The sequence below is a fragment of the Labrys sp. F242 genome, from assembly GCF_057813875.1.
In genome coordinates this window covers 2,926,740-2,939,264 of sequence record NZ_JBVASG010000001.1, presented here as the reverse complement: position 1 = coordinate 2,939,264, position 12,525 = coordinate 2,926,740, and the positions used below count along the sequence as shown (strand labels likewise).

13 protein-coding genes are annotated in these 12,525 nt (G+C 62.9%); 8 read left to right on the top strand and 5 right to left on the bottom strand.

Going from position 1 to position 12,525, the window contains the following annotated elements; genetic code table 11:
- Positions 1 to 17 precede the first annotated feature (17 nt).
- The 5 genes from pgsA to ACZYTC_RS13780 all read left to right on the top strand — a co-directional run bounded on the left by pgsA (position 18) and on the right by ACZYTC_RS13780 (position 3,188).
- Positions 18 to 620, top strand: a complete 603-nt coding sequence (pgsA, locus tag ACZYTC_RS13800) for a CDP-diacylglycerol--glycerol-3-phosphate 3-phosphatidyltransferase (RefSeq protein ID WP_434955525.1) — start codon at positions 18 to 20, stop codon at positions 618 to 620.
- Positions 621 to 639: 19 nt separating this feature from the next.
- A complete protein-coding gene (gene moaD, locus ACZYTC_RS13795; protein WP_434955526.1) occupies positions 640 to 891 on the top strand; it encodes a molybdopterin converting factor subunit 1 in 252 nt (83 codons plus the stop codon).
- Between the two features lie 121 nt (positions 892 to 1,012).
- Positions 1,013 to 1,474 (top strand): molybdenum cofactor biosynthesis protein MoaE, encoded by a 462-nt coding sequence (locus ACZYTC_RS13790; RefSeq protein ID WP_434955527.1) that lies wholly within the window; start codon positions 1,013 to 1,015, stop codon positions 1,472 to 1,474.
- 75 nt (positions 1,475 to 1,549) lie between these two features.
- Positions 1,550 to 2,698, top strand: a complete 1,149-nt coding sequence (locus ACZYTC_RS13785; RefSeq protein WP_434955528.1) for a hypothetical protein — start codon at positions 1,550 to 1,552, stop codon at positions 2,696 to 2,698.
- 202 nt (positions 2,699 to 2,900) lie between these two features.
- Positions 2,901 to 3,188, top strand: coding sequence for a hypothetical protein (locus ACZYTC_RS13780; RefSeq protein WP_068284544.1), 288 nt, complete (start codon positions 2,901 to 2,903; stop codon positions 3,186 to 3,188).
- Positions 3,189 to 3,369: 181 nt separating this feature from the next.
- Here the strand turns inward: ACZYTC_RS13780 and ACZYTC_RS13775 are convergent, their stop codons facing one another.
- On the bottom strand, positions 3,370 to 3,549 hold the full coding sequence (locus ACZYTC_RS13775; RefSeq protein WP_209431936.1) for a hypothetical protein: 180 nt from the start codon (positions 3,547 to 3,549) through the stop codon (positions 3,370 to 3,372).
- 240 nt (positions 3,550 to 3,789) lie between these two features.
- Complete coding sequence (ilvA, locus tag ACZYTC_RS13770; RefSeq protein ID WP_481274081.1) at positions 3,790 to 5,304, bottom strand: threonine ammonia-lyase, biosynthetic; 1,515 nt, start codon at positions 5,302 to 5,304, stop codon at positions 3,790 to 3,792.
- A 124-nt stretch (positions 5,305 to 5,428) separates the two neighbouring features.
- On the opposite strand from ilvA, the gene ACZYTC_RS13765 reads away from it, so the two are divergent.
- On the top strand, positions 5,429 to 6,955 hold the full coding sequence (locus tag ACZYTC_RS13765) for a caspase family protein (RefSeq protein WP_488989821.1): 1,527 nt from the start codon (positions 5,429 to 5,431) through the stop codon (positions 6,953 to 6,955).
- Between the two features lie 53 nt (positions 6,956 to 7,008).
- On the opposite strand, the gene ACZYTC_RS13760 is transcribed toward ACZYTC_RS13765, so the two are convergent.
- From ACZYTC_RS13760 to ACZYTC_RS13750, 3 genes are all read right to left on the bottom strand, one after another.
- Positions 7,009 to 8,415: an MATE family efflux transporter gene (locus ACZYTC_RS13760; RefSeq protein WP_488989820.1), complete on the bottom strand. Its 1,407-nt coding sequence runs from the start codon at positions 8,413 to 8,415 to the stop codon at positions 7,009 to 7,011.
- 224 nt (positions 8,416 to 8,639) lie between these two features.
- Entirely contained in the window at positions 8,640 to 9,893 is a 1,254-nt protein-coding gene (locus ACZYTC_RS13755) for an MFS transporter (RefSeq protein WP_434955532.1), read from the bottom strand.
- Positions 9,894 to 10,281: 388 nt separating this feature from the next.
- Positions 10,282 to 10,452: a hypothetical protein gene (locus ACZYTC_RS13750; protein ID WP_434955533.1), complete on the bottom strand. Its 171-nt coding sequence runs from the start codon at positions 10,450 to 10,452 to the stop codon at positions 10,282 to 10,284.
- Positions 10,453 to 10,844: 392 nt separating this feature from the next.
- On the opposite strand from ACZYTC_RS13750, the gene ACZYTC_RS13745 reads away from it, so the two are divergent.
- Together ACZYTC_RS13745 and ACZYTC_RS13740 are read left to right on the top strand one after the other, a co-directional pair.
- On the top strand, positions 10,845 to 11,846 hold the full coding sequence (locus ACZYTC_RS13745) for a ribonuclease T2 family protein (protein WP_488989819.1): 1,002 nt from the start codon (positions 10,845 to 10,847) through the stop codon (positions 11,844 to 11,846).
- 9 nt (positions 11,847 to 11,855) lie between these two features.
- Positions 11,856 to 12,506 (top strand): DUF2161 domain-containing phosphodiesterase, encoded by a 651-nt coding sequence (locus ACZYTC_RS13740; protein WP_434955535.1) that lies wholly within the window; start codon positions 11,856 to 11,858, stop codon positions 12,504 to 12,506.
- The last annotated feature ends 19 nt before the right edge of the window (positions 12,507 to 12,525 follow it).

Here is a 12,525-nt window from a genome sequence, read left to right as displayed (position 1 = left end):
CCATGTTCCTTCAAGCCATGACAGCACCTGTGCCCACCAAGCGAACATCACCGCTCTCCCTGCCGAATATCCTCACCTATGGCCGGATTGCGGCGGTGCCGGTGGTGGTGGCCTGCCTGTTCTGGCCGGAGGTGATCTGGGTGCGCTGGGTTGCCTTCGGAGCCTTCGCCCTGGCGGCGGTGACGGACTATTTCGATGGCTATCTCGCCAGGGCCTGGGGGCAGCAATCCTCGCTTGGGCGCATGCTCGATCCGATCGCCGACAAACTCTTGGTGTCCGCCTGCCTGCTCATGCTGGCGGCGACGGGGACCGTGAGCACCGGCAACCTGTCCGTATGGGCTGCAATCGTCATTCTGTGCCGTGAGATTCTGGTTTCGGGCCTCAGGGAATTCCTGGCCGAATTGCGCGTTTCCGTGCCCGTGACGCGGCTCGCCAAATGGAAGACCACGGTCCAGCTCCTGGCGATCGGCTTCCTGCTGGCTGGTCCTGCCGGCGATGCGGTTCTGCCCGGCTGCACGATCATCGGCCTGGTGCTGCTTTGGGTTTCGGCTGTGGTCACGCTCTATACGGGGTATGATTATTTCCGCAGCGGCGTGCAGCATCTCCTCGAAGATGCGTAATGAGGCTGGAGGACGCGCGATGAAGCTGATCTATTTCGCCTGGCTGCGCGAACGCATCGGCGTGCCGGAAGAGGAAGTCGACTTGCCGGCTGAGGTCAAGACGGTCGAGGATCTGATGCAATTTCTGTCCGAACGCAGCGAGGCCCATGCCCATGCCTTCGAGAACCGCAAGATCGTGCGGGCGGCAATCGACCGGCGCCATGTCAAGCCGGCGGCTCCGCTCGCCGGGGCGGGGGAAGTCGCTTTCTTTCCGCCCATGACGGGTGGTTAGACCAAAATGACTTTTCTTCGAATCGCTATTTTAGTCTAACTCTTTGTTTTAACGCGTTTTCTTAATCGAAAAGTCTATCAACTTTTCTGGAAAACGCTTTGGGCCGTCGGGAGCGGGAAGAGTGAGCGTTCGTCTGCAGCGTGAGGATTTCGACGTCGCGGCCGAGGTCGCCGCGCTCACGCGGGGACGCACGGATATCGGCGCCGTGGTCAATTTCATCGGAATCTGCCGGGCCGGACCGGAAGACGATCGCATCAGCGCCATGACGCTGGACCACTATCCCGAGATGGCCCAGGCCGAGCTCGAGCGCATCGAGACAGAGGCCCGCGAACGCTGGCCGTTACAGGGCGTTACCATCATCCATCGCCATGGCCGGCTGGTGCCGGGCGACAACATCGTCCTGGTGGTGACGGCCTCGATGCACCGCCAGGCCGCCTTCGAGGCCGCTTCCTTCCTGATGGACTATCTCAAGACGCGGGCGCCTTTCTGGAAGAAGGAAGAACGAGCCTCCGGTACCGGCTGGGTCGCCGCCAAGAATGAAGACGATGCCGCTGCCGCACGCTGGGCGACGAAGAAGTCCTGATGCAGTTCCCCTGGCGACAGACTTAGCCCGCCCGGTGTGTCACTGCCGCCGTTGCGATGGACAGGAGAGATTTTCATGCCGAACGGATTGAGAAAGCTCGCGGGCGCCATAACGGCGGCGACCTTGCTATGCGGTGTCGCGGGAGCGGCCTCGGCCGATTCGGAGCTGCGGCGTGCACTGTCTCGTGTTCCTGCCAAGGTTGCAATGGATCGCAACGGCATTGCCGCTAGCTTTGTCGGCTTGTCGGAATTGCGCGCGCTCTATGCGGGGGATGTCTCCGCGATGGGGCGACGGGTGGGCTTCGGCGGCACCGATACGCTGAAGGCCCTGCTCATGAGCACGGACGGGTCCTGGCAAGATGACACCGGCCTTAAACGCAACGAGATTGCCAGCCTCACCGATTATGGCACTCCGCCACGAGCAGTCGTCCTCTGGCGCTTCACGGAGCCTGGTGTATCCGCGCCTTTCGTGGAAGGGCTCGGAAAGCGCGGCTTCAGCCTGACCAATGGGGTATGGCGCAATGGCGAGCCGATGAAGCTCGATTTCACCAAACGCAGCGCCACCAATCCCTTCCTCGGCCCGCTGGGCCGGGCCTCGATGCTGGTGCCCTTCGCCGATGGCGTAGCGCAGTCTCCCGACCCCGGGGCGGCGGCCGAGGCGGGTGCTGTTTCGGCCAAGACCAGCCTCGCCGGCCTGGCGCCGATCGAGTCGGCCCTTGACGGTATCGAGAAGGTGGCTGCCCAGGGCTCGATCCTTCAGGCAATCGTTCTCACCCCCGCGATTTGGATGCAAGGGGACGATGTGATGGACCTGATGGCAACGTCACCCACCGCGGACAAGAAAGTACTGGCGGACAAGATGGCAGAGCGGGCAAAAAAGGCCCCCACGCCCGTGTCCCTCGGGGGGATCATCGCCGATGTCGAGACAAAGGAGCCGGCCAGCAATGGTGTGGTGATCGCACTGCCCTATGGCGATTGCGGTATCGCCAGGGAGGGGGCAAGGGCCTTCGCCGACAAGTGGAAGAATGCCGCCGACAGGGACGGCCAGACGGGCGCTCAACGGACCAGCATGGAACCCTCGGTGACGATCCACCAGGGAAAGGAAGCCTGCGTGGCCCTGATATCGCTGTTGGCTACGCCCGATGCCAAAGAGGGCAATCCTGTTCTGCGCTATATCACCGGCGCGATTTGGCGGCGTGACTTCAAGCCACTTCAGGGTGGATAGAACCCCGCGGATCAATGCAGCGAGCCTTCCACTGAGACCGGGTGACGTTGCAAACACGAAATACACAGATTTTACTTTGTGTAAGGCTCTCCGAAGCGCAGTTCGATTCACGGATTAATTGAAACGAAACCAGAATCTGTACAAATTGTCGCAGGCGGTCATCTTTTCAGCAACCAACCGCCACTGAAAGCGGAAGTCGACAATGGAACAGATTCTTATCAACCTGGTAGCGGGCGCGCTTGGCGGCGCCGGTTCCGGCAAGGCTCTGCCGCAATTCGACATGGGCAATATCGGCAACATCATCGCTGGTCTGGTCGGCGGCGGTGTGCTGGGTCAAATCATCACCGCTGTCTGGCCGTCTGTCGCCGCCTCCATGCAGTCGGGGAATTTTGACATCGGCTCGATCGTCACCAATGTCATCGGCGGCGGTGCCGGCGGCGCGATCCTGCAGGTCATCGTCGGCATGATCAAGAATTCGATGAGCAAATAGTCTTCGCTGCCGAGACAGGCGGCCGCTCAAATCGACACGTGCACCGTGAAGCGTCCAGATCTGTTGTGAGACAAGTCTGGATTGCTTTATTTCGTTCAGCACGCCGTTCGGTTGGTGATGGTCCTGGAGGGGCCGTCACCATCGTGCGATGCCAAAAAGCGGTGGTTCGGCGTTGTCGTCCTCAGCGCGCCAGCGCCGAAGCGACATGAGCGGCATCGGCGTTCAACGCGCTGCCGAGCAGCCAGACACCGATGATGAGGGCGAGACCGGCAAGCAGCCCGGTGACGACGTCGATCGTCACACCGGCTATGTCGCCTTCTTCAAATCCATCCTTGGCTGCAAACAATCCCGCCAAACGCATCGTACCAACTCCAACACCACTTTCATCGTAAATCGGCGCGGTTAACGCACCGTCTCTACTTGTAAGACCTTTACGACTTTTCGGTGTTGAAGCAGTGTCAAAATGCACGGAATGGTATGCCTTTCTGCAACCCTGATATGGGAGAAAAGCATACCCCTCGATGGCCGGCTGTGAACGTCTTAACTTCCTGTTATTGCTTTATTTTTTCTTAAGGTTGTCGACAGTCTCCGAGTGCCGTTTTCAGCCGTGCAGGAAGAGGCGGTAGGCGTCGTTGGCGCTCTCGTCTTCATAGGGGTAACCGAGCTCTCCCAGACGCTCGAAAAGGCGCGGTCGATCAGCCTCTGGAACCTGGATTCCAACCAACACCCGGCCGTAATCCGCACCATGGTTGCGGTAGTGGAACAGGGTGATGTTCCAGTCGAAGCCGACACCGTCGAGAAACCGGAGCAGAGCGCCCGGCCGCTCGGGGAATTCGAAGCGCAGCACCAATTCATCTGTCAGGCCCGGTGCGCGTCCGCCGACCATATAGCGCACATGCAGCTTGGCGGTTTCGTCGGCGCTAATGTCGACGACACCATAGCCGAGCCGCTCGAGCTGGCCGATGATCTCGCTCTTTTGACGCTTGGCATCCGCCAGTTTCAGGCCGACGAAGACATGGGCCTGGCTGCCGCCGGCGTAGCGATAGTTGAATTCGGTGACGATGCGGCTGCCCAGCACCTCGATGAAGCGGCGATAGCTGCCGGTCTCCTCGGGGATGGTCACCGCGAGCAGGATCTCGCGGGCCTCGCCCACCTCCGCCCGTTCGGCGACATGGCGCAGGCGGTCAAAATTGAGGTTGGCGCCGCTGTTGACGGCGATGAGCGCGCCGGACCTCTCCGGATTGGCCTGCGCATAGGCCTTCAGGCCTGCCAGCGATAGGGCGCCGGCCGGTTCGGACAGCACCCGCATATCCTCGAAGATGTCCTTGATCGCGGCGCACATGGCATCGGTGTCGGCGACCAGGACATCGTCCAGCAGCTCGCGGCAGATCCGGAAGGTCTCTTCGCCTGCCTGGCGCACGGCGACACCGTCGGCGAACAGACCGACCCGGTCCAGCACCACCCGTTCGCCGGCCGCGATAGCCGCCTGCATCGAGGCGGCGTCGACCGGCTCGACGCCGATAACCTTCGTTTCCGGACGAAGGAACTTGACATAGGAAGCGATGCCGGCCGCCAGCCCGCCGCCCCCGATCGGCACGAAGACCGCCTCGATCGGGGCGGGATGCTGGTGCAGGATCTCGACGGCCACGGTGCCCTGGCCGGCGATGACGTCGCCATCGTCATAGGGATGGACGAAAGTGAGGCCCTGTTCGCGCTCGAGTTCGCGGGCATGGGCATAGGCCTCGTCGAAGACGTCGCCCTTGAGCACGACCTTGCCGCCCCAATAGCGTACGGCGTCGACCTTGATGCGCGGCGTGGTGATCGGCATGACGATGGTAGAGGCGATGCCGAGCTTGGTTGCCGAGAGGGCGACGCCCTGGGCGTGGTTGCCGGCCGAGGCGCAGATGACGCCGGCCGCCTTGGCTTCGGGCGAGAGCCGGGCGATGCGGTTATAGGCGCCGCGGATCTTGAAGGAGAAGATCGGCTGCAGATCCTCGCGCTTGAGCAGGACTTCCGCGTTCAGGCGCTGGCTGAGCCGCACCATGGGGTCCAGCGGTGTTCTCTGGGCAACGTCATAGACGCGGGCATCGAGGATTCGGCGGACATATTCGATCACAACGCACCTGACTGTCGAAAAGGGGAGCAGTTTGGTGCTTCCCTATAGAAAAACCTGTCGGCTTCCATCTTTGAGACGTTCGGATGGCGCTGTCACGTTTGATTTGCGCCCGCTGGCGGAGATAATGTCGCGCCTGTCGATCCTGAGCCCCAGAGACCTCATCATGGCCCTGATACGCCTGTTCTTTCTTGCTGCACTCGTTCTGGCAGGCACGCTGCCGGCCGGTGCGGCCCAGAAGGCGGCTTTGGTGATCGGCAACAGTGCCTATCGCTCGGTGACGCCGCTGGTGAACCCGGCCAATGACGCCAACGACATGGCGGCGGCGCTGGGGCGGATCGGCTATGCGGTGACCTTGGTCAAGGACGGCGACCTGGCTGCGATGAATGACGGGCTCAGGGCGTTCCTGCGCGATGCCGATCATGCCGACAGCGTGGTGGTGTTCTATTCGGGCCATGGCGTGCAGGTGAAGGGGCGCAATTACCTCGTCCCGGTCTCGGCCAAGATCTCGGACGAGCTCGATCTGGATACCCAGACCCTGTCCTTGGACAAGCTTCTGGAACTGGTCGACAGCGCGGCGCCGAAGGTGAAGATCGTGATCCTGGATTCGTGCCGGGACAATCCCCTGACGCGCCAGCTGACGCGGGGGGCTGGTACACGCGGGCTGGCGCGCATCGATCTCGACGCCTCCTCGGCCAAGGGCACGCTGATCGCCTTTTCGACGGCGCCGGGCTCGGTGGCTCAGGATGGCAGCGGGCGCAACTCGCCCTTCACCACCGCGCTGCTTGCCCATATGGAGACGCCCGGCCTCGACATCCGCCAGATGTTCGGCCAGGTCAGGGCCGATGTCGACCAGTCGACCCAGGGCAGCCAGACCCCCTGGGTGAACGAGGCCATCATCGGTTCCTTCGCCATGTCCGGAAAGATGGAGACGCCTCAGCCTGTCAAGGCGATTGGCGCCACTGCCCTGGCACCGGTCGATCAGTCGACGCAAGGCTCAGCCGACATCGCCCCGGCCGCGACGACGGGTGGTGACGCCCAAACCGGCTCCGCGCCGCAACAGAATGCGGCCCTCGACTTTGCGGCCCCCGATCGAACCATTCCCGCATCGGTGGCGCCAAGCTTTCCTTGCAACGGCCGCCTGAATCCCACTGAAAACGCCATCTGCCAGGATGGCAGTCTTGCCACCCTCGATCAGACACTGTCATCGGCCTATGGCATGATCAATTCGGCCCTGCCGAAGGATTTGCAGGCCAAGCTGAAGGCCAACCAGACAGCCTGGCGCGCCCAGCGCGACGAGTGCGGCGGGGACGCGGCCTGTATCGGCGTGAGCTATCGGCAGCGGCTCGCCTTTCTGAAGAGCCTGGTCGACAAGGCGGCAGGCACGCCCTCCGTGTCGCCGAGTTTCCCCTGCGGCCGACGTCTCAATCCCAGCGAGCGTGCCATTTGCCAGAGCGATACGCTGGCGCGGCTCGACCTTGCCCTCGACAATGTCTTCAAGGCTCGTTTCAGGAGCCTGCAGAAGGCCGATCAGGTTGCCCTGTCGGCGAACCAGACGGCCTGGCGCACCAATCGCGATCGCTGCGGCGCTACAGCCAGCTGCATCGAAGCGGCCTATCGGCAAAGGTTGAACTACTTCCAGTCCCAGCAATAGGCAGCCAATTCCGACAAAGAGAAGTTTTGGCCCCCTACCGAGATGGCGGTGGCTCAGGTCGCCGGCTTGAGGCGATCCCGCCGCAGCCAGCGCATGGTCATCAGCACGGCGACCGCGGTCAGCCCGCTTACCAGGCCGGCCCAGATGCCGGCGCCACCCCAGCCGAAATGGAAGCCCAGCAGGATGCCGAGCGGCAGCCCCGCCACCCAATAGCCGATAGCGGCAAGCAGCATCGGGATCAGGGTGTCGTGCAGGCCGCGCAGCATGCCAGCGGCCACCACCTGGGCACCGTCGGTGATCTGGAACAGGCCGGCGAAGATCAGGAACAGGCTGGCCCGGGACACCACATCGGCGTTGACGGGATCGGCAAGATCGATGAACCGGCCGATCAGCAGATGCGGTGCGATCAGCATGAAGGCGGCCGCCGCGCACATGAAGCCGACACCGAGGACATAGGCCGTCCAACCGGACCGGCTGATGGCATGCTTGTCGCCGGCGCCATAGGCGAGGCCGACCCGCACCGTCGCCGCCTGGCCGAGGCCGAGCGGCACCATGAAGCTGATCGAGGCGATCTGGATGGCGATGCCATGCGCCGCCAGGTCCGTCTCGCCGATGCGCCCCATCAGGAAGGCCGCGGCATTGAAGACAGTGACCTCGAAGGCGAGCGTGACGGCGATGGGCACACCCAGCCGAAAGATCTGCCAGAGCCGCTCCCGGTCTGGCCGCCACAGGTTCTGGAACAGTTGAAAGCGCCGGAACGGCCGGCTGAAGGCCAGGAAGGCGGCAAGCAGCAGGAAGAAGATCCAGGTCGCGATCGTGGTGGCAATGCCCGGGCCCGGCACGCCGAGGGCCGGCAGGCCGAGATGGCCGAAAGTGAGGCCCCAGGCCAGGACGGCATTGATGACGATGCCGACAAGCGCACTCCACAAGGCAGCACGCGGCTGGCCCATGGCGGCTGCCGCCGAACGCAGGGCGATGTAGCCCACGAAGGCCGGCAGCGACCAAGCGAGGCCGTTGAGATATTGCGAGGCCTGCCTGGCGATCTCGGGGCTCTGGCCGAGATGCAGCATGATCCATTCGCTGTTCATCAGGCATGCAAGGCCCGGAATCGAGACGATCAGCGACGTCCACAATCCCTGCTGCACGGTGCGGCGGATATCGGGGCCGCTGTCGTCACCGGCACCCAGCGCGCTGGCCACCATTGGCGCCACCGCCGTCACCACGCCCAATCCAATGATGGCAAAGAAGAAGAACAGATTGTTGGCCAGGGTCACGGCGGCAATCGCCTGCGACCCCAATTCACCCACGAGGATGAGATTGGTGGTGGTCAGCGCCAGCTCGACCAGATTGGTCAGAATGAGGGGCCAGGCCAGGATGAAGGTTTCGAGTGCCTCCCGGCTCCAGCTCTGGTGACCGCCGAGGTTCGCCTGCGAACCAGTCGGCGGAAATACCGTAGCCATTTGGTCGTTTCCATTCGTCGTTCAAAATTGGGGCGGGAGCCGCCCAAGGCGTTCTGCGATCTGACGGGACCCGGCAGGTTTCGCAAGGACGCTCCAGCCAATCCGTCGGATTGGCTTGGAAACAAAGACTTGGAGCAAGGCGCGTTCTCACATGAACACGCTTTGCTCCAACGAGCCCCGTTCGGCATCGAGAAAGTCGGGGATGAAAAGACGAGCCGCCTTTCCTATTCAAACACTTCCTTGGCCGCTTCCACGGGCTGCGGCTGTGGGCGCTCGATATTGGGCAGGAAGACGGTCAACAGCCCGATCATCGGCAGGAAGGAGCAGACCTTGTAGACGAATTCGATGCTGGTCCAATCGGCCAGAACGCCGAGGGCTGCGGCACCGACGCCGCCCATGCCGAAGGCGAGGCCGAAGAACAGCCCGGCGATCATGCCGGTCTTGCCCGGCACCAACTCCTGCGCGAACACCACGATGGCGGAGAAGGCCGAGGACAGGATGAAGCCGATGATCACCGCCAGAACCGGGGTCCAGGTCAGGTTGGCATAGGGCAGGGCCAGGCTGAAGGGCAGTACGCCCAGGATCGAGACCCAGATCACATATTTGCGCCCGATGCGGTCGCCGATCGGTCCGCCGAGCAACGTGCCGGCGGCTGCAGCGAACAGGAAGATGAAGAGCTGCATCTGCACCGCTTCGGGCGACAGGCCGAAACGATCCTCGAGATAGAGCGTGTAATAGCTCGACAGCGAGGCCATGTAGAAGAATTTGGAGAAGACCAGCGCCAGCAGGACTACCAGCGAGGCGATGACACGGCCGCGCGACAGCGAGGCCACTGCCGGCACGGCCCTGGCCTTGGTGCCCGCCGTATGGCGCCGATAGGCAGCATACCAATTGCCGACATTCCACAGGATGAACATGGCGAGCAAGGCGATCACCGAGAAGATGGCGATCGAATGCTGGCCATAGGGCAACACGATGAAGGCGGCCAGCAGCGGCCCGATCGAGGTGCCGAGATTGCCGCCGACCTGGAAGACAGACTGGGCGAGGCCCGTCTTGCCACCGGAGGCCATGCGCGCCACCCGCGAGGATTCGGGGTGGAAGACGGATGAGCCGGTGCCGACCAGCATCGCGGCGATCAGGACCGTGGTGTAGTTCTGGGCATAGGCCAGAAGCACCAGGCCGACGAGGCTGAGGCCCATGCCGACGGTGAGCGAATAGGGCAGGGGGCGGCGATCGGTATAAAGGCCGACGAAGGGCTGCAGCAGCGACGCCGTGAGCTGGAAGGCCAGCGTGATCAAGCCGATCTGGGTGTAGCTGAGGGCATAGTTGTCGCGCAGCATCGGGTAGATCGAGGGAATCAACGACTGGATGGTGTCGTTGAGGCAATGCGAGACGCTGATCGCCATGAGAATCGAATAGGCCGTCCGCTCGGGGCTGAAAACACCTGAGGGGGGCAAGGTGGCTGCTTTGGCGTCCATACGTCAGTGCTAGACCCGCGGTGGCACGCGGGGTGCAAACGCAGGCTATCCCTTTGTTGCGGCACGAAAAATCGGCATCTTGGCGCACGCCAAGGCCGATCAGGCCTGGTTCCGCTGGGCTATGCGGTCGATGGGAAGAGATGCGGGAGCCGCCCGCTAAACCGTTTTAGCCGAATGTCATCAATCGGGGAATATCGAGACGCATCGTCAATTATAAAACTTCGTGATGATATTCATCACGCCAACGCAATGAAAGCGGCCAGGGAGCGGGAAAGAAATGGTTCAAGATGGAAGCCCGGTCCCTGAAAACAAAATCGCGATCCGGGATGGCCAGGATCGCGATCGGACTATCGATAGGAGGCATGCAAGCCCAAACCGGGGAGCGAGGTCAGATCGCCTCGTTCTCGGCGCTGGCGACGCGGTCGATATGGCCGCGATAGATACCCAGATCCAGCAGGTCGCGGTAGCTCAATTCGCGGCGCACGGTCGCGAGGCGACGGCGGTTGCGATAGGCGACGAGGCGGGTGGTGATGGCATTGATGAAAGCGACGGTCGTCACGGGAGTGGTTCCAAAAAAGAGTAGCTCACTTGCTGGCGTGTATATAGGCGAATCGTGGTGAAATTTGTGCAGAATCGCACGTGCAAAGCGGTATGCCGGTCATGCTATTTTCGCATGGTTTAGAGGGGGTTACCGCAGTGCGGTAGTGTGGCTGACGGCGCTGCATTCGATGCCTAAATCGCGTGCAGCCATGCGCCATGCCATACCCCGGTAGGTTTCTGTTCAGCCCTATGCTTTATTCCTCGGCGAGGGGGCGGGCCACAGGTGGCTCGCGATAGAGCCTGAGGCGTCTTGTGGTTGGGCGTAATCGCCAGAATCGTAAGGACGCATCGAACAGGAAGTGCGGGCAAAACGTCGTTTCCGTCGAAGCGCGTTCTGCTCTGGAGGATTGCATGCACAAAAGCTGGCTTGCGGCCTTGGCCGTTTCGATCCTGGTTCCTTTCGCGCCGGTCAAGGCCGATGAAACGATGGCGGGAACTTTCACGGCGCGAGAGGCCTGCGCGGCCCTCCAGTCCATCCGCAAGCAGACCAATCCCGGCAACGTCAAGCTCGTGCCCGCGCAGAGCTACAGGCTGCTTGCCGGCAACAAGCCCCAGCCGACCTTCTATCGCGTCGAGGTGGAGGATGCGCAGCCTGCGCAACGCTGGGTGCCGGTCTCCTGCGGTGAGGTGAAAGCGGCGGACGGCAGTGCGATCGCGCCCGGCGCAGCCAAAACCGGTCCGGTAACGTCGGCGGGTGGGGCTTCCTATGTCTTCGCCGTCAGCTGGCAGGCCGCCTTTTGCGAGGGGCTGCCCGAAAAGACCGAGTGTCGCACGCAAACCGTCGACCGCTATGACGCAAGCCATTTCACCCTGCACGGCCTCTGGCCGCAGCCGCGCGGCAATGCCTATTGCGGTGTGGCGCAACGCGATGTCGAGGCCGACAAGGCGCATCGCTGGGAGGATCTGCCGGCGCCTCAGCTCGAACCAGCGACGCGTACCGCCCTGGAGAAGGCCATGCCCGGCACGGCCTCCTTCCTCGATCGCCACGAATGGATCGAGCATGGCACCTGCTTCTTCGAGAAATCGGCCGACGCCTATTTCCGCCGTTCGGTGGCCTTGATCGGCGAGATCAACGCCTCACCGGTGCAAAAGCTCTTCGCCGACAATATCGGCAAGGAAATCGATACCGGCGAGATCCGCAGCGCCTTCGACCAGGGCTTCGGTGTGGGTGCCGGCGAGCGGGTGCGTTTCGCCTGCAAGCGGGCCGGCAACCGGCGAATCATCGTGGAGATGACCATCGGCCTGCGCGGCGAGGTCAAGGATGGTGCCAAGCTCACCGATCTGATCGCCGCTGCCTCGCCGACTGATCAGGGCTGCAAGTCGGGCATTGTCGATCCTGTTGGACTGCAGTGAGGGACGGCCTTGGAGACCTCACTTTATCTGCCCATCAAGACCTTCCTGGAATCGCTTGATTTCGCGGTAAAGGGCGAGATCGGCCGCTGTGATGTCCTTGCCCTGCGCGAGGGCGACCCGCCGGTGGTGGTGATCTGCGAACTCAAGCAGAGCTTCAACCTGGAACTGGTGCTGCAGGGCGTCGACCGGGCCGGGGCCTGCGACGAGGTCTGGCTGGCAGCCCGTCTCTCCGCCCGGGGCAAGGGGCGGGAAAGCGACTCCCGCTTCCGCAATCTCTGCCGGCGGCTTGGCTTCGGCCTGCTGGGCGTGTCCGAGCGTGACGAGGTGCAGATCATCGTTACGCCCGAGGCGCCGTTCCCGCGCCGCGACCCCAAGCGCCGCTCCCGTCTCCTGAGGGAGCATCGCAAGCGCCAGGGCGATCCCGTCCTCGGAGGCTCCACCCGCACGCCGCAGATGACAGCCTATCGCCAGCAGGCGCTTGCCTGCGCCGCTGCCCTGGTCATGGCGCCGCAGCGTCGGCGCGACCTTACCAAATCGGTGCCCGATGCTCCGAGAATCCTGAAAGGCAATGTCTATGGCTGGTTCGAACGGGTCGAGAAAGGCATTTACGGCCTGACGCCTGCGGGCCGGGAAGCGCTGGAGCGCTGGCCGCAGGCGTAAGGGTGGAGACCCATCGGGG

Coding starts and splice junctions, on each gene's coding strand:
- ACZYTC_RS13780 (WP_068284544.1), top strand. CDS start 2,901: ATGGAACAGATTCTTATCAACCTGGTAGCGGGCGCGCTTGGCGGCGCC.
- ACZYTC_RS13775 (WP_209431936.1), bottom strand. CDS start 3,549: ATGCGTTTGGCGGGATTGTTTGCAGCCAAGGATGGATTTGAAGAAGGC.
- ACZYTC_RS13785 (WP_434955528.1), top strand. CDS start 1,550: ATGCCGAACGGATTGAGAAAGCTCGCGGGCGCCATAACGGCGGCGACC.
- moaD (WP_434955526.1), top strand. CDS start 640: ATGAAGCTGATCTATTTCGCCTGGCTGCGCGAACGCATCGGCGTGCCG.
- ACZYTC_RS13765 (WP_488989821.1), top strand. CDS start 5,429: ATGTCGCGCCTGTCGATCCTGAGCCCCAGAGACCTCATCATGGCCCTG.
- pgsA (WP_434955525.1), top strand. CDS start 18: ATGACAGCACCTGTGCCCACCAAGCGAACATCACCGCTCTCCCTGCCG.
- ACZYTC_RS13760 (WP_488989820.1), bottom strand. CDS start 8,415: ATGGCTACGGTATTTCCGCCGACTGGTTCGCAGGCGAACCTCGGCGGT.
- ACZYTC_RS13755 (WP_434955532.1), bottom strand. CDS start 9,893: ATGGACGCCAAAGCAGCCACCTTGCCCCCCTCAGGTGTTTTCAGCCCC.
- ACZYTC_RS13745 (WP_488989819.1), top strand. CDS start 10,845: ATGCACAAAAGCTGGCTTGCGGCCTTGGCCGTTTCGATCCTGGTTCCT.